We start from the raw sequence: 20,826 nt of genomic DNA on the forward strand, positions 1-20,826 counted from the left end.
GTGTCCAGACTAACGCGTCGACCGGTGGAACCTGGCAGGCGTCAGCCACGAACTATTCGGCGGAGTTTGCTCACCCGATCGGCGATCTCTCGCTCGTTGCCGTGCGCGGTGGGCTGGTAGTAGTCGACACCCACCAGATCGTCCGGCGGATACTGTTGCCGCAGAACACCATCACGTGTGTCGTGCGGGTACTTGTAACCGACTGCGTTGCCCAATTGCTCGGCGCCCTTGTAGTGCCCGTCACGCAGATGCGGCGGTACGAGTCCGGATTTTCCGGCGGCCACGTCGGCCATTGCAGCGCCGAGAGCGGCGATGACCGCACCCGATTTGGGGGCCGTCGCCAGATGAATGGTGGCTTGTGCCAGAGCAAGACGCGCCTCGGGCATGCCGATCAGCTGCACTGCCTGCGCGGCGGCGGTAGCAGTCTGCAGAGCTGTCGGATCGGCCATGCCGATGTCTTCGCTGGCGTGAACGACCAGACGCCGTGCGATGAATCGAGGGTCTTCGCCCGCGGTCAGCATCCGTGCGAGGTAGTGCAGCGCGGCGTCGACGTCGGAGCCGCGAATGCTCTTGATGAATGCGCTGATGACGTCGTAGTGCTGATCTCCGGCACGATCGTACCGAACCGCAGCCTTGTCGACGCTGGCCTCGACGGTCGCGAGGTCGAGCACCACCGGACCCGGCGCGTCACCTGCAGTGTCCAGTGCGGCCCCGGCAGCGGCCTCGAGTGCCGTCAGGGCTCGGCGTGCATCGCCGGAAGCCAGACGGACGAGGTGTTCCATCGCGTCGTCGTCGATCGTGATCGCTCCCCCGAACCCTCGCTCGTCCGCGACCGCACGCTCGAGCAGTTCCTGGACATCGGCAGCGGTGAGCGATTGCAGTTGCAGGACCAACGAGCGCGACAACAGCGCGGAGACGACGGAGAACGACGGGTTCTCGGTGGTCGCGCCGACCAAGAGAACGATCCGGTTCTCGACTGCGGCGAGCAAGGCGTCCTGCTGGGTTTTGGAGAAACGATGAACCTCGTCGATGAACAAAACGGTCTGTTCGCCGTTCAGCAGGCGACGGCGCGCGAGTTCGATGACACCGCGGACTTCCTTGACACCCGCGGACAGAGCAGACAAGGCCTCGAACCGGCGGCCGGTTGCACCCGAGATCAACGATGCAAGCGTGGTCTTGCCGGTGCCGGGAGGTCCGTACAGAAGCACCGATGCGGCGCCGGATCCCTCGACCATTCTGCGCAGTGGCGCGCCGGGCCCGAGTAAGTGCTGTTGCCCGACAACCTCACCAAGAGTGAGCGGGCGCATGCGGACAGCCAGAGGAGCACCGGGCGGCACCGAGGACAAAGCGCGCTCGGCTACCGACACGACATCTGGTTCGTCGATCTCGGACTCTTCCGGCGTTGCCTCGAAGAGGCCGTCTTCCGCCACCACGCTGTCTTTCACCACCACACTGTCTTCCGCTTGCCAATCGCTCACGAATCGACGCTACTAGAGACCACCGACGCCTGACACAATCCGCTGTTCCGCCAGCCCTCACCCCGCCGGGAATCAGCATTGGATAGCGTTGTCGCCATGAGCACCTCCGAGATCGCCACCGTCCTCGCGTGGCACGATGCACTCAACTCCCAAGACATCGACACACTGCTGCAGTTGTCGAGTGACGACATCGAGGTCGGCGGCCCCAAGGGCGCGAGCCAGGGACTCGCTGCCCTGCGCGAGTGGGCCACCAACGCCGGCATCACACTCGTCCCCGGAAAGATGTACGTCCACCACGGCGTGGTCGTCGTCGAACAGACTGCAACGTGGGCGGCCGAACCGGACAAGTCCGCAACTGTGGCCTCGGCGTTCCGAGTCGTGGCCGATCAGGTCACGTCGACGTTCCGGCATCCTGATCTGGCGACGGCGCTCGCAGCGACGGACCTGTCCGAGAGCGATCTGGTCTCCGACAACTGAGCGGACCTCGACAAAGAAAGGGCGCTCGTGCTGCGTGCACGGGCGCCCTTCTGCATGTGGTCAGAGACTCAACTGAACTCGGTGCGCAACGCCGCCACGACCTCACGGGCGTGTGCCTCGACGGCGTCGTTGCCGGCGAGCTGCGCCGAACGTGCGAGCCTGGCCCAGCGTCCCACCAGTGCGTCGGCGCGCGGGATCGAGAGATAGTGCTCTCGGACCGCAGCGATACGTGAATGGTCTTCGGGCAGGTACAGGTAGGTGCTGAGCCAGACCCAGATGAGTTGGGCTTCGACGATCCTGCGTCCCAACTCGGCCTCGTCGGCCAGGGCGGGCCACATCCCGACGACCTCGGCCCGCCAGGCATCCACCATCGCAGACGCCCGCTCTTCGGTCAGGTCGATGTTGCACAGGCAACCGGGGAACGACACCAGCGCGTACGTGATGTCGAGGAGGGCGTCGCGGTAGCCGCCCCACTCGTAGTCCAGGAACTGCACGCCGTCGTCGTTGACGATGATGTTGTCCGGGCACAGGTCCGACGGACTGAATGCACGGAACCGGCCGCCACTGAACAGCGTTTGTGCGTGGAGCACCTGCTCGAGAATGTCCGAACTCACATCGATGCCGAGACTTTCCACCAGCATGGTGGGAACGCCGGCCACGGCGCGTCCCACCTGATCCGCTACTTCGTCGGAGCAATGGGCGACCTCGGCGCGACGCAGCAGCGCGGTGAAGTCGTCCTCACGGCCTACTGTCGCGGCGTGCATGCGGCCCATGGCCTGCGCCATGGCCATCAACGTGTGCGTGACGGTGTCCGGGTCGGAGTCTTCGAGACGGACGCTGATGGCGGTGGCGTCGCCGAGATCACTCAGGATCAAAAGACGAGCGTCGAGGTCGGACGCCAACAGTTCCGCGCCGGGGCGAGCATCCTTGGCAAGCGCGTTGGCGAACTGATACGACACCGCTTCACGGAGGAAGGCAGTTTCGACGTCGAAGTCACCCTCAGACGCAGCTGGGAGAGCAATCGCCGTCTTGGTAGCTCCCTGGAAGTTGTCGCGGACCTGCTTGATCACCAGTGTGCGAGGCAACGAGAACGGATTCTCGGCGACACGGACGCGCAGCACGACGGTGCGGCCACTCCCCCCGAGATCAACTGGATCCACCAGGGTTACGGGTGCCCCTGTGCGGCGTGTCAGCAACTGCTCAGCAGCTGCGACGACTTCGGAAACGGGGTCTGCCAGTAATGCGGTCATCACCGACCAACTTACCCGTTAGTGACTCCGATCATGCCCAGCTCATCCGCGCAGGCTCGTAAATCCGAGGGCTCACAACGACAGAAATAGGCTCCCACGTGCGGTGATGACAAAAGTCCCTAATCGCCACATCGGCACACAGTTCTCACGAGAATTTTTCTACTCGTGAGCAGAACTCCGCAAATACAACCTCACGCCGATTTGTCCGCGTCGTCGTCCTCGTCGACGAATCGAGAAATGCCCTTCAACGCTGCTTCGAATTCCTCGTCGGCCCGCGTTCTGACCCAGAGAACGAGTACACAGGCGATGACTATCCCGAGCAGGTTGACCGCCAGTTGCAGAGACGACAATCCGGCGATCCGCCACTCCCCGTTCGCTGCCGCAACCACGGCGAAACCAGCGGCGGGAACTGTGGTGACCGAGATGAACACCCCGACCAAGGCGGCGGACTTCGAGGAGACGAGCGCCAGCATTCCGGCCGCGCCGGCGAGGAGGGCGACGACAAAGGAAATTGGCCCGACCTCGTAGACGAAATCGACCTCGTGGAGTGATTCGAGACTGACGACGTCCATCCATCCGAAGAACTTCACCACGAACGTGGCAGCAAGAGTCACGCCCATCGCGATGGGGAATCCGACGGCGAGCGCAAGAATCGAGCGTCGGCGCAACCGTCGGTCGCGCCGCACCAGTGCCACCGCAAGGGCCGCCAGCGGCCCGAACTCGGGGCCGACGACCATTGCGCCCACGATCGTGATCTGTGAGTCGGTGACAACGCCGATTGCGGCAAGAAGGCACGCGATCGTCAGGAACGCGACGAACAATCCGTTGAGAGTTGATTCTTCCCGAGTGCGGGACAGCAATTCCTCCCACACGACGGAATCCGCTGGATCACCAGGCACGTCACGCTCGGCTTTGCGCGCCGCCGCCGACAACACCGTCTCGACCGGTACGAGCGTCATTCCGCCGTCCTCGGCGACGCCGAGTTCGTTCAGGGCATCGACGACGTCGTTGGCCGCTTCACGGGCGACGTCGGCCTCCACCATGTCACCGGCAGGATGAACTGCGACATCACGTAATACGACGATGTGTGTCGCTCCCCGCTGCGACGCGAGCGCACCGAGAACTTGCTCGGTGCGCTCGGTCGGGCAGATCACCCGCAAATGCAGCATGGCGATCCGGTGTCGGCTCTACTTGGCTTCGCCGGTGTCGCCTTCGGACTTCTTGTCCTCTGACTTCTTCTCCGGCTTCGCGTCGATACCCGACTCCTTGCGCTGCTGAGCCGAGATCGGTGCCGGCGCATCCGTCAGCGGGTCGACGCCGCCGCCGGACTTCGGGAACGCGATGACCTCACGGATGGAATCCATGCCGGCGAGGAGCGCCGTGATGCGGTCCCAGCCGAATGCAATTCCGCCGTGCGGAGGCGCGCCGAAGGCGAAGGCGTCGAGGAGGAAGCCGAACTGCTCCTGCGCCTCTTCCTCGGAGATACCCATCACCTTGAACACTCGTTCCTGAATGTCCTTGCGGTGGATACGAATACTGCCGCCGCCGATCTCGTTGCCGTTGCAGACGATGTCGTATGCGTAGGCGAGAGCGGAATCCGGATCGGTGTCGAAGGTGTCGAAGAACTCCGGCTTCGGCGAGGTGAACGCGTGGTGCACGGCCGTCCAGGCGGAGTGGCCCAGCGCAACGTCACCGGAAGCAGTGGCGTCGGCAGTCGGCTCGAACATCGGAGCGTCGACGATCCACACGAAAGCCCACGCGTCGGGATCGATGAGGTCCTTCTTACGTGCGATCTCACCACGGGCTGCGCCGAGGAGCGCGCGCGTCGACTTCGTCGCACCGGCTCCGAAGAAGATGCAGTCACCAGGCTGAGCTCCGACATGAGCCGCAAGGCCCTCACGTTCGGCGTCGGTCAGGTTCTTGGCGACGGGGCCGCCGAGGGTGCCGTCTTCGCCGACCAACACATACGCCAGACCCTTGGAGCCGCGCTGCTTGGCCCATTCCTGCCAAGCATCGAGCTGCTTGCGCGGCTGGCTTGCACCACCGGGCATCACGACGGCGCCGACGTACTCGGCCTGGAACACGCGGAACGTCGTGTCCTTGAAGAACTCGGCGCACTCGACCAGTTCGATACCGAAACGGAGGTCGGGCTTGTCGCTGCCGTAACGACGCATTGCCTCGTTGTAGGTCATGCGGTCGATCGGCGTCTTGATCTCGTGGCCGACCAGCTTCCACAGCGCCGTGAGGATTTCCTCGGCGAGCAGGATGATGTCGTCCTGGTTGACGAATGCCATCTCGATGTCGAGCTGGGTGAACTCCGGCTGACGATCGGCGCGGAAATCCTCGTCGCGGTAGCAACGCGCGATCTGGTAATAGCGCTCGATGCCGCCGACCATGAGGAGCTGCTTGAACAGCTGCGGGCTCTGCGGCAGTGCGTAGAAGCTACCGGGCTGAAGGCGTGACGGAACGAGGAAGTCACGGGCGCCCTCTGGCGTCGAACGCGTGAGCGTCGGCGTTTCGACCTCGACGAACTCGTGGTGCGAGAGAACGCCGCGCGCTGCAGCACTTACCTTGGAGCGCAAGCGAATTGCGGAGCCGGGGCCCTCACGACGCAAATCGAGGTAACGATACTTCAGGCGTGCTTCTTCGCCGACCTGATCGTCGAGCTGGAACGGCAGCGGTGCGCTTTCGTTGAGAACCTCGAGTTCTGTGGCGTTGACCTCGATTGCTCCCGTGGGGATCTCGAAGTTCTGGTTGCCGTCGGGGCGAACCTCGACCGTTCCGGTCACGCGGACGCAGTATTCCGCGCGCAGACGGTGCGCCTGCTCGGCCACGTCACCTGCCCGGAAAACTACCTGCGCAACTCCGGATGCGTCACGGAGATCGATGAAGATCACTCCGCCGTGATCACGACGCCTGGCTACCCAACCGGTGAGCGTTACGGTCTGCTCTGCCTGCTCGGGTCGCAATGAACCGGCGAGATGTGTGCGCAGCACGGGATTCCTTTCGAACTACTTCCAATAACCGACGACCGACTACTTTGCCTGCGATCCTACGGAGCGAACTGCGCAGAGCGGAAACGCGGACCCGCATCGCATGCGAAGCTATCTCCAGAAGTGACGGCAAGCACTGGTTCCCGACAGCAGAAAGCGGACATAGATGACCTTCAACGAGGGGGCTCGCGGTGAAGCGGGACGCGTTCAGGTTCAAGGCGGCGGGGGCGGGGGTGGCCGGGGCGGCAAAATCGCGATCGGCGGTGGCGCGGGCGGCATCATCGTCCTGATCCTGGCGCTGCTGTTCGGTGGCGATCCCGGCTCACTTCTGGGTACGTCGACGGAGACTTCGAATTCGTCGACAGGACTGTCCTCGGTAGACGAGTGCACCGGCGCTCAGGCAAACGCAGACGTGAACTGCCGAGTAACTCTGACCGTCGGAAGCCTCGACGATGTCTGGGAACAGCAATTGGTCAAGCAGACCGGAACCGCATACGTCCGACCCGAGGTCATCTTGTTCAGCGGTTCGGTCAACACCGGGTGCGGACAGGCGTCGAGTGATGTCGGTCCGTTCTACTGCCCGGCCGACCAGACGGCGTACTTCGACACGAGTTTCTTCCAACTGCTCGTCGACCGTTTCGGTTCCAGCGCAGGGCCGCTCGCACAGGAGTACGTGGTCGCGCACGAGTTCGGTCATCACATCCAGAATCAGCTCGGCGACATCGGCCGTGCGCAAGCCGACCCGCAGGGTGAGGAGTCCGGCGCGGTCCGCACGGAACTCCAGGCAGATTGCTACGCCGGCGTCTGGGCGCATTTCGCGGACACGATTCCCGACGAGGCAACCGGCCAACCTTTCCTGAAGCCCCTGTCGAAGAACGACATTCGCGACGCACTGTCGGCGGCTTCGTCGGTGGGTGACGACCGTATCCAGAAGTCCACGACCGATCGGGTCAACCCCGAAGGCTGGACACACGGCTCGTCCGCGCAACGTCAGGCGTGGTTCGCAACTGGATATCAAACAGGCCAGGTCTCCTCGTGTGACACCTACTCGGCGAGGGATCTGAACAATCCACCCGACCTGAAGCGGTAGAGAACCCCGAACCATCCCGCTGACAATTTTTTCTGTCTTGACAGAATTTATTGTCGGTGGGATGGTTTTCTCATGTTGGAAGTAGCAGTCATCGATCGCCCCGCTGCCGCGGAGGCATCGCTCGACCCGATACGGCAACGGATTCTGGCCGAATTGGCGGTGCCGGGATCGGCATCCTCGCTGGCGCCTCGGGTGGGACTGACACGCCAGAAGGTGAACTACCACTTACGCACTCTCGAAGAGCACGGACTTGTCGAACTCGTCGAGGAACGCAAGCGGGGCAACATGACCGAGCGCATCATGCAGGCCAGCGCCGCGTCGTACGTCATCTCCCCCGCCGCCATGTCTGCGCTCGCCCCGGACCCGAGCCGGTTCCCGGATCAGCTCTCGGCGCGCTGGCTCGTCACTCTTGCGGCACGGATCGTCCGAGAAGTCGGCGAGCTGATCGCAGGGGCGACTGCGGCCGAAAAACCGTTGGCGTCCTTTGCCATCGACAGCGACATCACCTTTGCGACTGCATCCGACCGCGCTGCATTCGCCGGTGAACTCGGCGAATCGATCAACTCACTCGTCGCCAAGTATCACGGCGGCAATTCCGAGGGGGGACGCAAACACCGCCTCGTTGTCGCCCTGCATCCCAGCCTCACCACACCCCCTGTCAACACACCCCAGGCAATCGACGCGCCCGAAACGGAGAAGTAACAATGTCCGAGAAATTCGAAATCCGCCGCGAGGTGGTCGTACCCGGAACTCCCGAGCAGATCTGGGCCGCCATCTCGGCCGAAACGGCCGGCTGGATGTTCCCCTCCCCTCTCGAGATCCCCGCCGACGGCAGCCGCCCGGACAGCCCGATCATCGCGGCCTGGGAGCCGCCCAGCGAACTTGCCATCCACATGCAAGGCCCCGACGGCTGGTTCAACAACCTCGAATACGTTGTCGAAGCACGCGACGAGAGCACCGCCGTTGTCCGCTACGTCCACGCTGGAGTGTTTGCCGAGGACTGGGACAACCAGTACGACGGAGCGAGCAAGCACACCGACTTCTACCTTCACAGTCTCGGCCAGTACGTGCAGTACTTTGCCGGTAGTTCCACCACGTACGTCTCGGCCGAGGGTCCGGAGGCCTCCAGCGCGCCGGAGGCCATGAATACACTTCGCGGCGCACTTGGAATCACCCGAGACACCGCCGTCGGCGACACGGTGACGGTGAATGTGCCCGGAATCGGGACCATCGAAGCAGTCGTCGATTACGTCAACGACTGGTTCATCGGCTTGCGCACCGAGAACGCCTTGCTTCGGTTCTACGGCCGAAACGCTTTCGGCGGCAACGTCGACGCGGCCCATCACCTCTTCGCCGCGGATGCGGATGGTGACGCAGCGACGGCAGCGTGGCAGGCCTGGCTCACCGGCGTGTTCGCCTGAGTCGTCACACTCCCCGCTCTGCTGACACACGACCGTTGTCGATCGCGGTCAGCAGAGCGGCGTGATCTCGAGCGTTGCGTTTGGCGTAGGCAGCCGCGAACTCCCCGATCGCGAAATCGAATTCGGTTCCGTCACCGAGATATTCGGCGATCGCTATCCGGTCGGACGAGCGAGCATGCGCGTAGGCGAGGACCCTGGCGCACAGGCGCCCGTAGAGTTCCAAACCCTCCGGCACCATCTCCTCGATGACTGCCGACCCTTTACCGTCACGCAGTTGGCGAATGTAGAAATCGTGCTCGCCCTCGTCGAGCCCCGGCCCTCGTTCCCAGCCGAGAAAAATGTCGCTCGTCGCTTGCATCAATCGTTGCCCGTTGACGACGCGTTCCCCTTCGTTCTTGAAGGTCGGGCCGTCGACGTAGCCGGACAGCACCGAAGGCTGCGCCTCTTTGACCTGCAAAATCAACGGATCGTCGTCGTCGACGCCTTTCATGAGGATCATCCACGCGCGTGTTCCGACGCTTCCCACGCCCACGACTTTCCTGGCGATGTGCGTCATCTCGAAGGCGTCGAGGAGAACGCGTCGATCCCACTGCAGTGTGTCGCGATACGACCGGACGCGTTGGCGCAACAGGTCCTCGATCTGCGTGAGATCGGTCCCGACGAACAACTCGTTTGCGGGCACGATCAAGGGCGGATCACTGATGAATTGCCGCCGGCCGTCGACGATTTCGGTGAACTTGCCTGCCGCCTGCACACTGTCGCGGCGGCGAGCCTTGTCCAGCGTCGCTTGTGTACGAGCGAGCATGCGCTTCTTCAGGTCGATCTGGAGGGCCTCGAGCCCGTCCTCGGGTGCGATGTGCGAGTACCAGACTGCAAGATTTCCCAATCCGGCCTGGGTGATCATGGTTTCCCGATACTCGGCCGCGCATCCGCGAACGATCTTCTTTCGCTCCTTGCCCGAAAATCCGATGTCCTTCGCGGCGATCGCCAAGCTTGCGGCCAGTCGCTTGACGTCCCATTCGAACGGACCCGGGTAGGTTTCGTCGAAATCGTTGATGTCGAACGCCAACTTCCGCTCCGGCGTTGCGTAGATCCCGAAATTGCTCAGATGTGCGTCACCGCAGAGTTGGCTGGCAAGGCCCGAATCCGGGCTGCGTGACAAATCGTCGGCCGTCACCAGCGCAGCACCCCGAAAGAACGAGAATCGCGACGCCGACATCCGCCCGTAACGAATGGGTACCAGGTCCTGGACCCGGGATTTCGCCTGCACTTCCAGTAGCGAAATCGGGTCGCGGTCGCTGTCCGCAAGATCCGCGAGCGCCGCCAGCGGGGTGTCTCTACGCGCCTGGCGGCCGCGGGCCCGCCGCTCGTCTACAGAGAGATGTTCGGTGCGCACTGCTGTCATCTGCCCGACCTTTCACTCGCAACGGCTATCGCTACGAACTCGACGCGTCGGGCATCGCTCGGCCTCCTGATCCGCGCGCCGCGCGTACCAGGAGTTCCGGACTGGACACCAACGCCTTGCGCCACGGAAGTACCCCGTCGATCTCGATCTGAATCGACAGGCTGAGCACCGTTCGAATCAGCACGATCATGCCCAGAACTGCGGCATCGGTCAGCGACGGCGAAGACGTCACAGTCTTGACCAGATCGGCTGCAACAAGGATCTCGAGCCCGAGAAGGATGACCGCGCCCATGGATTCGCGCAGAGTCCGAAACGCTGAACTACCGTCGCGCGTTCGAGACCACGCGCGTCCCGCGATCACAAATGCGAAGACGAACCCGAGAACCATGGCGACGACACCAAGTACTTCGAACCATTCGGTGACAAGCTCGAAGAACCTGATTTTGTACATGGTCATGATTCTCGAGGTAACTCACCGATAAGTCGAGAGGACACGACGGTGTCAGCTGAAGATCCGCTCGATGTCGTCGAGCCGCAGCTGTGTCGCGCGAGGAGAATAGCCCGAGCCCCACAGGCTGTCGTCGACGTAGTGGACGTTCCCGGAGCGGACAGCGGGAAGCCGCTCCCACAGCGGGTTCATCGCCAACTGGGCGCGGACGTCCCGCTGGTCCTGGAAAGCACCGACGATGATCACGTCGCTGGTGACCTGATCGAGTTGCTCCGCGGAAAGTGTGCGCGTGAACTCCTCCGACGTGGCTCGATCACCGGGGAATCCGAGGGCGTCGAGAAGAGCGTCGACCTGGTTGTAGACAACACCGTTCTCGCCGGTGCGGAGGAGGGTCACCGACGGCAGCGAGCCGAGTGCCGAGAGTCGATCCTTGATTGCCAGGAGTCGGTCTTCCGTTCGCGCGTTCAATTCCGCGGCAGCGTCTTCGCGTCGGACCGCGACGCCCATCGAGGTGACCAACTTCTTCATCTCGTCCCACGTGAGGAACCCGTTGAAGCCGGCGAACACCGGAACACCGGTGGCCGAGAGTTCGTCGTAGGACTTTGCTGCATAAGCATTTCCGGCGGTCAGGAGCATGACGATCAGATCGGGCGACGCGCCGATGATTGCTTCCTTGTTCCAGGTTCCGGCCGTGCCGAGGTTCGGGATGTTCGCGGCCTCCGGCATCATGCGCAACACCGCGTCGCTGCCCACACCTTCGAGGCCGAAGAAGCCGCCGACGATCTTCTCCGGCGGCACTCCGAGGTCGAGCACCGTCGCCATGGCGCTGACGTGGGCGATGACCATCCGCTGAGGATCCGACGGAATCTCGACGCTGCCCGTCTCGTCCTGCACGGTGACGAGACCTGAAGACTCCGAGCCGTTTTCGTCACTGCTGCACGCTCCCAGGAGCGTCGCGGCCGCCGCGCCGAGCCCGGCGCCGAGGAAACCCCGGCGCGTCATCGCATCGACGATGCGGTTCCACTGCTCGTCAGCATCCAGTACGGGGTCTTCGAGTGCGGGGTGCAGGCAAATCGAGTTCGACACAGTTCGGTCCATTCGTTCGGCAGTCGAGAATCTCCTCGATTGTGGCGATCGAATCGTCGAAATTGAACAGGATTTCGAGCCGACATCTATTGCTATCCGGTCATACCTTCTTGACGACGCTCGACTTCAATTGCATCGGTCCGATGCCGTCGACTTTGCAATCGATGTCGTGGTCGCCGACGCCCTGAACGAGGCGGATGTTGCGCACTTTGGTGCCCGACTTGATACCGGTGGGGCTACCCTTCACCTTGAGTGTCTTGACGACCGTCACGGTGTCGCCGTCCGCAAGGACGTTTCCTACAGAGTCCTTCACCACTCCCGGAGCCTCACCTGCACCATCGGCCGGTGCCCACTCGTGTGCGCAGGACGGGCACACCATCAGCGCACCCATTTCGTAGGTGTATTCGCCGGCGCATTCGGGGCATGGGGGCAGGGTGTCTTCCACGCGGGTCATCCTATCCAGCCGGCGCGCGATTCCCATTTTTGCACTTCATGAACCGTTCTTGAGACAAATATTGCACTCGATGAAACTTTGCACTCTGTGCAATTATGGATGAAATGGGAACCGAAACACTCGGATTGCGTGAACGAAAGCGAATTGCCACGAGGCAGTTGATCGAGCACACGGCGGTCGAACTCGTCCTCGAGCTGGGCTACGACGAAGTGACCGTCGAGAAGATCTGCGAAGCCTGCAACCTGTCGACGCGCACGTTCTTCAATTATTTTCCGACCAAGGACGCCGCGATCGGTGGGCTCATGCTCGTCGTGCCGAGCGAGACGACCATGATCACCCTGATCAACGAGCACCCCGATGATCCACTCCGAGGCGCGCTCGCGGTATTCGAAGCGGCGATGCAGATCGTCGACGAACGGCCCGATCTGCTCGCGCACCGACGCGAATTGTTCGAACGGCATCCCACACTCTTGCAACAGCACCTGGCCACGTTCCACGACCTGGAAGACACACTCACCAGACTCTTGACGCGCGAGCTGCGCGGGCGCCCCGAGTATCGGCAACTTCCGGCAGACACCGCCGCCGCAGACGAAGCCACCGCAACGGTCATCACAGCGGGTGCAGCGATGCGCTACGTCTTCCGAAAATGGCAGGGCAGCGAACGGGCCGGCCCCAGAACCGAACTGCTGGATCCTGCACTACTCCTGATGGCTCGAATTCTCCGATCCGCGAACTGAATTCGCCAGCCGTCACTCAACTAAGGAACTTCATGTCCACTCGAGAAGCTGCGACCGTCGACCCCGACGGCGCGCACACCGACACCGAGGCCGCGCCAGACAAACGGTCGATCATCCTCGTTTTTGTCGGGTTGATGATCACCATGCTGCTGGCATCGCTCGATCAGATGATCTTCAGCACTGCGTTGCCCACAATCGTCGGCGAATTGAACGGCGTCAACCACATGGTTTGGGTGACGACGGCGTACATCCTCGCCTCGACCGTCATGATGCCGGTGTACGGAAAACTCGGTGACCTGATCGGCCGCAAGGGCCTCTTCATCGGCGCCATCAGTATCTTCATCGTCGGTTCGGTGATCGGCGGTCTGTCCCACGACATGACCACACTTATCGCTGGCCGCGCAGTACAAGGCCTCGGCGGCGGCGGTTTGATCCTGCTGTCCCAGGCAATCATCGCCGACGTCGTTCCGGCCCGGCAACGCGGCCGATACATGGGCGCGATGGGCGGTGTGTTCGCGCTGGCTTCGGTTGCCGGTCCCCTACTCGGCGGCTGGTTCACCGAAGGCATCGGTTGGCGTTGGGCCTTCTGGATCAACATCCCCCTAGGCCTACTCGCCATCGCGAGCGCGATGGCATTTCTGCACCTGCGGAAGCCGAACCTCGGCAAGCCTCGCATCGATTATCTGGGCATGGTTCTCGTCGCGACGTCAGCGACGTGTCTGATCCTGTTCACGACTTGGGGCGGAAACACATACGCCTGGGGATCGGCCGTCATCATCGGGTTGATCATCGGCTGCGTCGTGACGGCAGTGGCCTTTGTCTTCGTCGAGAAGCGTGCCGACGAACCGGTAATTCCGATGCATCTGTTCGCTCAGCGCAACTTCGTGTTGACCACAGTCGCCGGCCTGATCATCGGAATCGCCATGTTCGGTGCGCTCGCCTATCTGCCGACCTACATCCAGATGGTGACCGGCAAGAACGCCACCGAAGCAGGATTGATGATGATTCCCATGATGGCGGGCCTGCTCGTCGCCTCCATCGGTTCCGGCCAGCTGGTCAGCAAGACCGGCCGCTACAAGATCTTCCCCATCGTCGGAACGTCGATCGTCGCAGTTGCGCTGGTCCTGCTGTCACGTCTGACGCCCTCGACTTCGCTGCTGGTCTTCGGTTGCTACATCGCACTCATGGGCATCGGGCTCGGACTGGTCATGCAGATCCTGATCCTGATAGTGCAGAACACCTTTCCCGCCGCTGAAGTGGGAACTGCCACTGCGTCGAACAACTTCTTCCGTCAGATCGGTGCTTCGTTGGGCAGCGCGATCGTGGGCAGCCTGTTCGCCTCGCGCCTGACCAATCTGCTGTCCGAGCGACTGCCGGCAAACGGAGGCGCAGTCGGCGGTGACGAAAACTCGTTGACACCGGGAATTCTCTGGAAGTTGCCGAGCCAGGTTCGCGAGATCATCGTCGGCGCATACAACGATGCGCTTGCGCCGATCTTCCTGTACCTCGTCCCCTTGGTCATCGCAGCGGTCGTCTTGTTGCTCTTCGTCAAGGAGAAGCCGCTCGCGACGACGATCGATCGATCGGCACCCCCGCTCGAGTAATTGACTATCGTGGCGTGATGTCGCACGCACCGAATACGCCCAGACGCACTCTCGCTGTTCTGGGCGTATTCGGCGTTGCAGTGGTTGTCGTTGTTGCCGGCGTGCTTTGGTGGTTCGCCCGCGGCGACGACGCCCTCGCCGGCGAGAACCTCGGCTCGTTCCCCACGGTGGACCACAGCACGCTGACCGCTCAGCAGAGTGCGCTGCTGAGCGTCCTCGAACAGGAATGGGCATCGGGCAGTCCTGGCACCAAATACGCCGAGGGTGTCGAAGAATCGTGGTGTGCCGATTTCGTGAGCTGGTCGATGAACCAGATCGGGACGCCCTTTTCGAACCCCAACTCCGGCTCGTGGCGCATCCCCGGGGTGTACACGCTGCAGGAGTACTACGAGTCGGTCGACGCGTTTGTCCCCCACGGACAGGGCTACCAACCGAAGGTCGGCGACACGATCCTGTACGGCGACTCGAGCCCCTTCGGGCAACACGTCAACGTCGTTCTGATCAACGACGCCGGCACACTGACCACCGTCGGCGGAAACGAGAACAACAAAGTCATGCTTCATCGCATAGTGCCCTCGGAAGTTCCGGGAATCGTCGGGTTCGGCGTCCTCTGAGCCAACCCCCTGCCGTCTTTGCGTGATGAAACTTTATCGATGTGGGCGGCGAGATTTCCGAATTGGTTTGACCGTTGGATGGAGCAAACGGATGCACAATATTCGGGTAATCCTCCGTTTCCGTCGGCGACAGATATTGGACCTACGCGAAGGACCGGATCTGGCAACTAGATTCGTATCCAGCTGTCCCCTACCTCAGACAGGAATTCGATGCGCCCCGGTGAGCTGACCACCCTCGAGCAGTTGCAACTCATGGCCCGCGCGGCTGCTGCGTAGGCCATGAGTACTCCGTCGATGCTCCGACTCCGGCTCGGCCGCTACCCCACTCGGACACTCGAGCTGCGCAAACGCGCACTCCCCGACGCCAAGCTGTGCAGCGAAGCGCTCGATCACGCCAAAGGCGCACTCTCCCCCGCGGTCCTGAACCACAGTTTGCAATGCTGGATCTGGGCGGACGTCTTCGCGCAGATCGATGCGATCGAGTACGACCCAGAAGATCTCTTCACCGCGTGTGCGCTTCACGATGTCGGCTTGGGCGCGGAGGGATCGACCGAGCACGGGTGTTTCACCTACATCAGCGCCGCAGACGCGGAAGAACTCGCGACCCGAGTGGGCGCTTCGGAGAGGTCGACACAGCGAATCGGTGAAGCGATCCGTCTGCACATGGATCTGACTGTCGATCGCGATGCGGGCGCCGACGCCTATCTGCTGCACGCCGCAGCACATTTCGACGTTGCCGGTCGACGTGCACCAGAAGTACCGAAAGCAGCTGTTGATGCAGCAATCGCGGAATACCCGCGAACCGGGTTCACCGACGAGTTCGCACAGTCGATGCGGCGCGAGGTCAAGCTCCGCCCGCTCTCTCGCGCGGCGACGCTCTGGAGATCGGGCATGGCACTCCCGCTCCGAACCAATCCCCTGGATTGGAAGAGCCGCTAGCTACGTCCAGTCCTCGAGCACCGCGGTTCGTGATCCTCCGACGTTCCCGGTATTCACCACGCCCACGGGTTCGATCAACATCACCTCCGCTTCCTCTTCGGCGATGGGACAATGTTCGACTCCGCGAGGTACAACGAACAATTCACCGGGCCCCAGCGAAACATCTCCGTCGCGCAGTTGGATTCGGATCTGCCCCTTTGTCACCAGGAACATTTCGTCGGTGTCGGTGTGGGTGTGCCAGACGAATTCTCCTTTTATCTTGACGATCTTGATCTCGTAGTCATTGAGTGAAGCAATCTTCTTGGGTGACCAGTGCTCGGTGAACTGACCGAACTTCTCGCGGAGCGATATCGCTGTTGCCGAACTGTCCATGGTGTTCCTCCCTCTGGCTCGCCATCGTTGCGACGACGAACCCGCACCACTCTTCGTCACCCGAGGCCGATGCGTCTTGTACGTTTCTGACATGGATCCACACGGCGCACAGATCACCGCGTGGGCACCGGGCCTCGAGGGAATCACCGAGGTCTTTCATGCCGATTTTGTCGGCCACGCCTATCCGAAGCACACGCACGATCAGTGGTCGCTGATGCTCGTCGACCGCGGAACGATTGCATACGACCTAGACCACCGAGCACACGGAGCGGCCCCGGAGATCGTGACACTGTTGCCGCCAGGCATCGCGCGCGACGGAGTCCCGGTCACCGAGGCCGGATTTCGGCAACGAATCCTCTATCTCGAAACGTCAGTTCTCGGCGAGGATCTGGTAGGTCGAGCAGTCGACTGTCCCGAGATTCGCGACCCGCTGCTGCGCCACCGTATCGATCAGCTGCACTCTGCACTCGGCCCGCACGGCGACTCACTCGAGGCCGAAAGTCGCCTGGGGTTCCTCGGTGAAAAATTGAACCAAATCCTCACACCACACACAGGTCGAGTCCGTCACACTCCCACCGTCGACGAACGCGTTGCCGATCAACTTCGGGAGCTACTCGATGCGCGACTCACAACGGGAATCACCATGCGAGAAGCGTCGTGCATTCTGCAGCGGAACCCCACCTATCTGATCAAGAACTTCGCGACGCACTATGGCCTTCCGCCTCACAAGTACGTCACGGGACGCCGGATCGATCTGGCACGACGCGCAATCCTGGCGGGGCGCGAATTAGCGGATGTGGCCGTCGACGTCGGATTCCACGATCAAGCCCACTTGTCGCGACACTTCGTCAAGCACGTCGGGGCGCCACCCGGCAGATACGCACTGAACGTGGCCGACAGAGAGCGCTAGCCGCAGCACTTGGCACCGGTTTCATCGAGCAGACACTGTTTCCAGTCAGCTGGAGCCTGTGTGCACTGAATGAAAACGGTGTCAGGTCCAGCGATCAAGCAGCCGTCTCGAGGTCGACCAGCAAGAACTCCTCGCGCCGCGGCCCCCAGTCACGATCGGTCAGCTGATACGAGCGCAACGCACCAGGTGCACGGGCCAACTCGTAGAAGCGCTCGGAGCCCGGCACGAACTGCGTCGTGGCCCAACCCCAATCTGCGCCGTGCGGAATCTTCGGGTCGGGAAGCATGTCGGACTCGATCGACATGAGCCGTAGGCGCCGAACTACTCCGGTCGTGGCGGCATCTGCGCCGAAATCTATCCAGGCCTGACGCGCGTTTGGGTCGTCACGAGGAGTTCCGGCAAGTAGGTGCATTGCACCCGCGACTTCGGCGACCGCCCACCGGCGCGGGTTGTCGGCATTCCACGAGAGCCCCCAACGGACGGTTTCCCCCAATTCTGGAGGGACAAACCACCGAAAACGCAGACCGTCGACGATGACCGGGGTAATCATCGCGTCGAGGTTCTCCGACGCACCGACCACTCGACCGGCTCCACCGCATCGTCGAGCCCGAGAACCACGCGAGCTGCGTTACGTCCTTGATCGAACAATGACTGGCGAACCGTAGTCAGCCCTGCGTCCGACGCGGCTGCGGTGTCGTCCCACCCGACGACCGCGGCGTCGTCAGGCAACGCTAAGCCGAGTTCACGGATCGCGTCCAGCACCCCCAGAGCCAGTTCGTCACTCATCGCCAGCACTACATCGGGCCTACGGCTCGCCGGAACATCGAGCAGCAAGCGAGCCATTCGCGCTCCCTCGCTCCGCTCGTTGACGGTGACAACCCCAACTCGTACCGACGACCAGTCGAGCCCGGCGTCTCGAACTGCGCGTTCATAGCCCTGCAGCCGATGGCGGGAAACCGGGAAGAACGCCTCACCCGGATCCACATCCATCCGGATCTCGGAGCGACGCTCACGATCCCACGGAAGGCTGATCACCGCGGGCCGCTGCGCCCCCGACAACCCGATCGCCGCAATAGCGGTCGCGCCGGCAACATCGTCCATCCCGACGAGATCCAAACCCTCGTGCGCCGGCCCCCCTTGAATGCACGCAGGTTTTCCGGTGCCGACAATCGCGTCGAGGATCGGGTCGTCGAATACTGTCGTCCAGACGACAAAACCGTCTACCGCTGCGTCGCGAACTCTGTCGACGTCTCCGGGTTTCCCCGAGTTCGGCAGCATCATCAATCCGGCATTCGCGTCCAGGCAGGCGTCGGCGACGCCCGACAGGAATCGCCGGGCTACTGCGTCTTCGAAGGCGTACGTCAGCTTCTCGCTGAAGACGACCGCGATGTTGTTGAACTTGCCACTCCGCAACGACTGCGCCGCTCGGTTGGGGCCCGAGTACTCGAGCTCTTCCGCCGCCGCGAACACCTTGGCCCGCGTTGATTCCGACACGCGCTCGGGTTGCGCGAAGGAGTACGACACCGACATCACCGACACGCCTGCGGCCTTGGCGACGTCGGCCATCGTCGGTCGACTCGAACGCTGTGCACGTGTGGCCATGCGCATCAGCATAGCGAGTACGGAATATCCATTACGCAGGTGTGTATCGATACATGTATCGTTACACACCATGACCGCTCGACTGCCGAAGGCAACCACGCTACGGCTGATGACACTGGCCGGGGCAGCCTTCGCCTACGTGACGGCTGAAATGCTCCCCATCGGACTCCTCAGCGAAATATCGTCAGATCTCGACGTCACCGAAGGGCGTGTCGGCCTTCTGCTGACCTTCTATGCATACGGTGTCGCGGCCTTGACGCTTCCGTTGATCTCTGCGGTCAAATCCTGGCCGCGCCGACGCGTTGTCGTTTTGACCGTGGCCACCCTCGCGGTGTCGCAACTGGTCGCTGCGTTGGCCGTCAACTATCCGATGCTGGTGATCGGGCGGTTGCTCTGCGCTGCGACGCACGGCGTGTTCTGGGCAGTGGTTGCGCCGGTCGCAGCGACTCTGGTTCCGCGCGGACAGCAGGGCAAGGCCATCGCGATGGTGTACGCCGGCACGTCTCTCGCTTTTGTTCTCGGAGGTCCCCTGTCTTCGGCGATCGGCCAGTCCTGGGGTTGGCGGACCGCGTCGGCGGCAATCGGTGTGGTGGCAGTGATCATCGCTTTCTCACTGCATCGTGCGTTGCCCGAAATGCCGGTCGATCAACTCCATCGGAGCAAGCGAGACAAGCCGAAGCCGACACCTGAGATGAGACGGGCACTCGCCGTCATTTGTGCGGCGACGCTGTTTGCTGCGCTGGGGCAGTTCGCGTCGTACACGTTCTTCACACTTCTGGTGGAGCAGAGCCTTGGCTCGTCCGGTGGGATCCGTACCGCGATGCTTCTGGTGTACGGCGCCGCCGGCGCAGTCGGGGTGTGGGTCGCCGGCAAGTACTACGACCGGCGACCGCGCCTCTTCACGCTCATCTCGATCGCGACGGTGGCAGGCGCGCTGGCCATCTTCTGGCTCTTGGCGCCGTCGATGGGAGCGTTCGCAGTTATCGCCACGATCTTGTGGGGCGCGGCGTTCACCACCGTTCCGATCTGCCTACAGTCCTCGGTTCTGCGCGCCGTCCCGATCGGGACCGACCGTGCCTCCGCCGTTTACGTGGTCGTGTTCCAGATCGCGATTGCGACCGGCGCGTTGCTCGGCGCCGCTGTCGTCGACGGTGGTGGGATCTCGCATCTGGCGGGAATCGGGGTCGCTTTGATGATCGGTTCGTTGGTGATAGTCGGGTTCGGCCGACGCGCATTTCCCCGCGAACCGCAGCGGTCCACTCACTCCCCCACCGACGCGGCAGCCAGCCTCGCGTCGTAGATCAGGGTGTAGCGCCAGAACAGTCGCCGCTTGATCCGGCTACCTGGCAGATGCAGGGCGGCGGCGCGCCGGACGTCAGCCATCGACTCACCAGCTTCCGCAGTAGGAGCGGTCATCGACTTCAGCGGCTCCACCGCAACCTGTCGATGCTCGAGCACGCCGACGACGGGATTGCAGACGGCCGCCAACACCGACAGGAGTCCGTCGGTCACTGTCGTCGATCGATAACACCCGACTACGACGAGCCGACCGCCTGGTTCGAGCAGGCCGCTCAGGCGTTTCATCGATTCTTCGAGCGGAAGATGGTGCAGCGCCGCGACGACGGTGATCGCGTCGTACTTCACCTCGGACGCGAAGTCGTCGAACCGCAGCGCTTCGATGATCACGTTCTCGTCGTCCACAAACCTGGCGAGCACGGCAGCCGAGGCCGTGGGGTCGGGTTCGACGCCGACCACCACGTCGAACCGCGTACGCAGGAGGTCGATCAGATTGCCCGTCCCGCACCCCACGTCCAGGGCGCGACCGGACCTGGTTCCGCCCAGATTGCGCAGAACCCACCGTCCGTAGTGATCGTTGTGACTCCACGGATGGCGCCGGTTGAAACCGTCCAAGCGAGCAATCACACCCATACCCGACGGTATCAATC

At 62.7% G+C, this 20,826-nt stretch carries 22 protein-coding genes; 10 read left to right on the forward strand and 12 right to left on the reverse strand.

Annotated features, from left to right (window positions below):
- Positions 1-41: 41 nt before the first annotated feature.
- A complete protein-coding gene (locus ACFQ6Y_RS06565) occupies positions 42-1,451 on the reverse strand; it encodes a replication-associated recombination protein A (RefSeq protein WP_378534517.1) in 1,410 nt (469 codons plus the stop codon).
- A gap of 123 nt (positions 1,452-1,574) precedes the next feature.
- Here ACFQ6Y_RS06565 and ACFQ6Y_RS06570 point away from each other — a divergent pair, with 123 nt between their 5' ends.
- On the forward strand, positions 1,575-1,955 hold the full coding sequence (locus ACFQ6Y_RS06570; RefSeq protein WP_378445930.1) for a nuclear transport factor 2 family protein: 381 nt from the start codon (positions 1,575-1,577) through the stop codon (positions 1,953-1,955).
- A 68-nt stretch (positions 1,956-2,023) separates the two neighbouring features.
- Here the strand turns inward: ACFQ6Y_RS06570 and ACFQ6Y_RS06575 are convergent, their stop codons facing one another.
- The 3 genes from ACFQ6Y_RS06575 to aspS all read right to left on the reverse strand — a co-directional run bounded on the left by ACFQ6Y_RS06575 (position 2,024) and on the right by aspS (position 6,201).
- The gene (locus tag ACFQ6Y_RS06575; protein WP_378630290.1) at positions 2,024-3,205 is read right to left on the reverse strand and encodes a kinase; all 1,182 of its coding nucleotides are present in this window, start codon (positions 3,203-3,205) and stop codon (positions 2,024-2,026) included.
- Between the two features lie 191 nt (positions 3,206-3,396).
- Positions 3,397-4,374: a DUF389 domain-containing protein gene (locus tag ACFQ6Y_RS06580; RefSeq protein ID WP_378630292.1), complete on the reverse strand. Its 978-nt coding sequence runs from the start codon at positions 4,372-4,374 to the stop codon at positions 3,397-3,399.
- An 18-nt stretch (positions 4,375-4,392) separates the two neighbouring features.
- Positions 4,393-6,201: an aspartate--tRNA ligase gene (aspS, locus tag ACFQ6Y_RS06585; protein WP_378630296.1), complete on the reverse strand. Its 1,809-nt coding sequence runs from the start codon at positions 6,199-6,201 to the stop codon at positions 4,393-4,395.
- A gap of 163 nt (positions 6,202-6,364) precedes the next feature.
- Here aspS and ACFQ6Y_RS06590 point away from each other — a divergent pair, with 163 nt between their 5' ends.
- From ACFQ6Y_RS06590 to ACFQ6Y_RS06600, 3 genes are all read left to right on the forward strand, one after another.
- Positions 6,365-7,288 carry a neutral zinc metallopeptidase gene (locus tag ACFQ6Y_RS06590; RefSeq protein ID WP_378630299.1) on the forward strand — a complete coding sequence of 308 codons (924 nt, stop codon included), beginning with the start codon at positions 6,365-6,367 and terminating at the stop codon, positions 7,286-7,288.
- Between the two features lie 72 nt (positions 7,289-7,360).
- A complete protein-coding gene (locus ACFQ6Y_RS06595) occupies positions 7,361-7,990 on the forward strand; it encodes an ArsR/SmtB family transcription factor (protein ID WP_378630301.1) in 630 nt (209 codons plus the stop codon).
- A 2-nt stretch (positions 7,991-7,992) separates the two neighbouring features.
- Positions 7,993-8,709 (forward strand): SRPBCC domain-containing protein, encoded by a 717-nt coding sequence (locus ACFQ6Y_RS06600; protein ID WP_378630303.1) that lies wholly within the window; start codon positions 7,993-7,995, stop codon positions 8,707-8,709.
- A 4-nt stretch (positions 8,710-8,713) separates the two neighbouring features.
- Here ACFQ6Y_RS06600 and ACFQ6Y_RS06605 read toward each other — a convergent pair whose 3' ends face one another.
- From ACFQ6Y_RS06605 to ACFQ6Y_RS06620, 4 genes are all read right to left on the reverse strand, one after another.
- A complete protein-coding gene (locus tag ACFQ6Y_RS06605) occupies positions 8,714-10,114 on the reverse strand; it encodes a DUF2252 domain-containing protein (RefSeq protein ID WP_378630306.1) in 1,401 nt (466 codons plus the stop codon).
- A 31-nt stretch (positions 10,115-10,145) separates the two neighbouring features.
- The gene (locus tag ACFQ6Y_RS06610) at positions 10,146-10,565 is read right to left on the reverse strand and encodes a DUF1622 domain-containing protein (protein WP_378631335.1); all 420 of its coding nucleotides are present in this window, start codon (positions 10,563-10,565) and stop codon (positions 10,146-10,148) included.
- Positions 10,566-10,616: 51 nt separating this feature from the next.
- Positions 10,617-11,648 (reverse strand): ABC transporter substrate-binding protein, encoded by a 1,032-nt coding sequence (locus ACFQ6Y_RS06615; protein ID WP_378630310.1) that lies wholly within the window; start codon positions 11,646-11,648, stop codon positions 10,617-10,619.
- Between the two features lie 100 nt (positions 11,649-11,748).
- Positions 11,749-12,102, reverse strand: a complete 354-nt coding sequence (locus tag ACFQ6Y_RS06620) for a zinc ribbon domain-containing protein YjdM (RefSeq protein WP_378533193.1) — start codon at positions 12,100-12,102, stop codon at positions 11,749-11,751.
- A gap of 104 nt (positions 12,103-12,206) precedes the next feature.
- Here ACFQ6Y_RS06620 and ACFQ6Y_RS06625 point away from each other — a divergent pair, with 104 nt between their 5' ends.
- From ACFQ6Y_RS06625 to ACFQ6Y_RS06640, 4 genes are all read left to right on the forward strand, one after another.
- On the forward strand, positions 12,207-12,839 hold the full coding sequence (locus tag ACFQ6Y_RS06625) for a TetR/AcrR family transcriptional regulator (protein ID WP_378630313.1): 633 nt from the start codon (positions 12,207-12,209) through the stop codon (positions 12,837-12,839).
- Positions 12,840-12,871: 32 nt separating this feature from the next.
- Positions 12,872-14,443, forward strand: a complete 1,572-nt coding sequence (locus tag ACFQ6Y_RS06630; protein ID WP_378630316.1) for an MDR family MFS transporter — start codon at positions 12,872-12,874, stop codon at positions 14,441-14,443.
- 17 nt (positions 14,444-14,460) lie between these two features.
- Positions 14,461-15,057, forward strand: coding sequence for a CHAP domain-containing protein (locus tag ACFQ6Y_RS06635; RefSeq protein ID WP_378630319.1), 597 nt, complete (start codon positions 14,461-14,463; stop codon positions 15,055-15,057).
- Positions 15,058-15,336: 279 nt separating this feature from the next.
- Entirely contained in the window at positions 15,337-15,996 is a 660-nt protein-coding gene (locus ACFQ6Y_RS06640) for an HD domain-containing protein (protein ID WP_378630322.1), read from the forward strand.
- On the opposite strand, the gene ACFQ6Y_RS06645 is transcribed toward ACFQ6Y_RS06640, so the two are convergent.
- Positions 15,997-16,368 carry a cupin domain-containing protein gene (locus tag ACFQ6Y_RS06645; protein WP_378445915.1) on the reverse strand — a complete coding sequence of 124 codons (372 nt, stop codon included), beginning with the start codon at positions 16,366-16,368 and terminating at the stop codon, positions 15,997-15,999.
- A gap of 91 nt (positions 16,369-16,459) precedes the next feature.
- Between ACFQ6Y_RS06645 and ACFQ6Y_RS06650 the strand changes: the two genes are divergently transcribed.
- Positions 16,460-17,278 (forward strand): AraC family transcriptional regulator, encoded by an 819-nt coding sequence (locus ACFQ6Y_RS06650; RefSeq protein WP_378630333.1) that lies wholly within the window; start codon positions 16,460-16,462, stop codon positions 17,276-17,278.
- A gap of 94 nt (positions 17,279-17,372) precedes the next feature.
- Here the strand turns inward: ACFQ6Y_RS06650 and ACFQ6Y_RS06655 are convergent, their stop codons facing one another.
- Together ACFQ6Y_RS06655 and ACFQ6Y_RS06660 are read right to left on the reverse strand one after the other, a co-directional pair.
- Complete coding sequence (locus tag ACFQ6Y_RS06655) at positions 17,373-17,858, reverse strand: hypothetical protein (protein ID WP_378544417.1); 486 nt, start codon at positions 17,856-17,858, stop codon at positions 17,373-17,375.
- Positions 17,825-18,880 carry a LacI family DNA-binding transcriptional regulator gene (locus ACFQ6Y_RS06660; RefSeq protein ID WP_378630336.1) on the reverse strand — a complete coding sequence of 352 codons (1,056 nt, stop codon included), beginning with the start codon at positions 18,878-18,880 and terminating at the stop codon, positions 17,825-17,827. The genes ACFQ6Y_RS06655 and ACFQ6Y_RS06660 overlap by 34 nt, the downstream gene beginning before the upstream one ends.
- 70 nt (positions 18,881-18,950) lie before the next feature.
- Here ACFQ6Y_RS06660 and ACFQ6Y_RS06665 point away from each other — a divergent pair, with 70 nt between their 5' ends.
- The gene (locus tag ACFQ6Y_RS06665) at positions 18,951-20,180 is read left to right on the forward strand and encodes an MFS transporter (RefSeq protein WP_378630340.1); all 1,230 of its coding nucleotides are present in this window, start codon (positions 18,951-18,953) and stop codon (positions 20,178-20,180) included.
- Here ACFQ6Y_RS06665 and ACFQ6Y_RS06670 read toward each other — a convergent pair.
- Positions 20,141-20,809, reverse strand: coding sequence for a class I SAM-dependent methyltransferase (locus ACFQ6Y_RS06670; protein ID WP_378630343.1), 669 nt, complete (start codon positions 20,807-20,809; stop codon positions 20,141-20,143). The two genes, ACFQ6Y_RS06665 and ACFQ6Y_RS06670, sit on opposite strands and share 40 nt — an antisense overlap.
- Between the last annotated feature and the right edge of the window lie 17 nt (positions 20,810-20,826).

Origin of the sequence: Rhodococcus sp. NPDC056516, assembly GCF_042794655.1 — a bacterium.
Taxonomy (GTDB): Bacteria; Actinomycetota; Actinomycetes; order Mycobacteriales; family Mycobacteriaceae; genus Rhodococcus_F.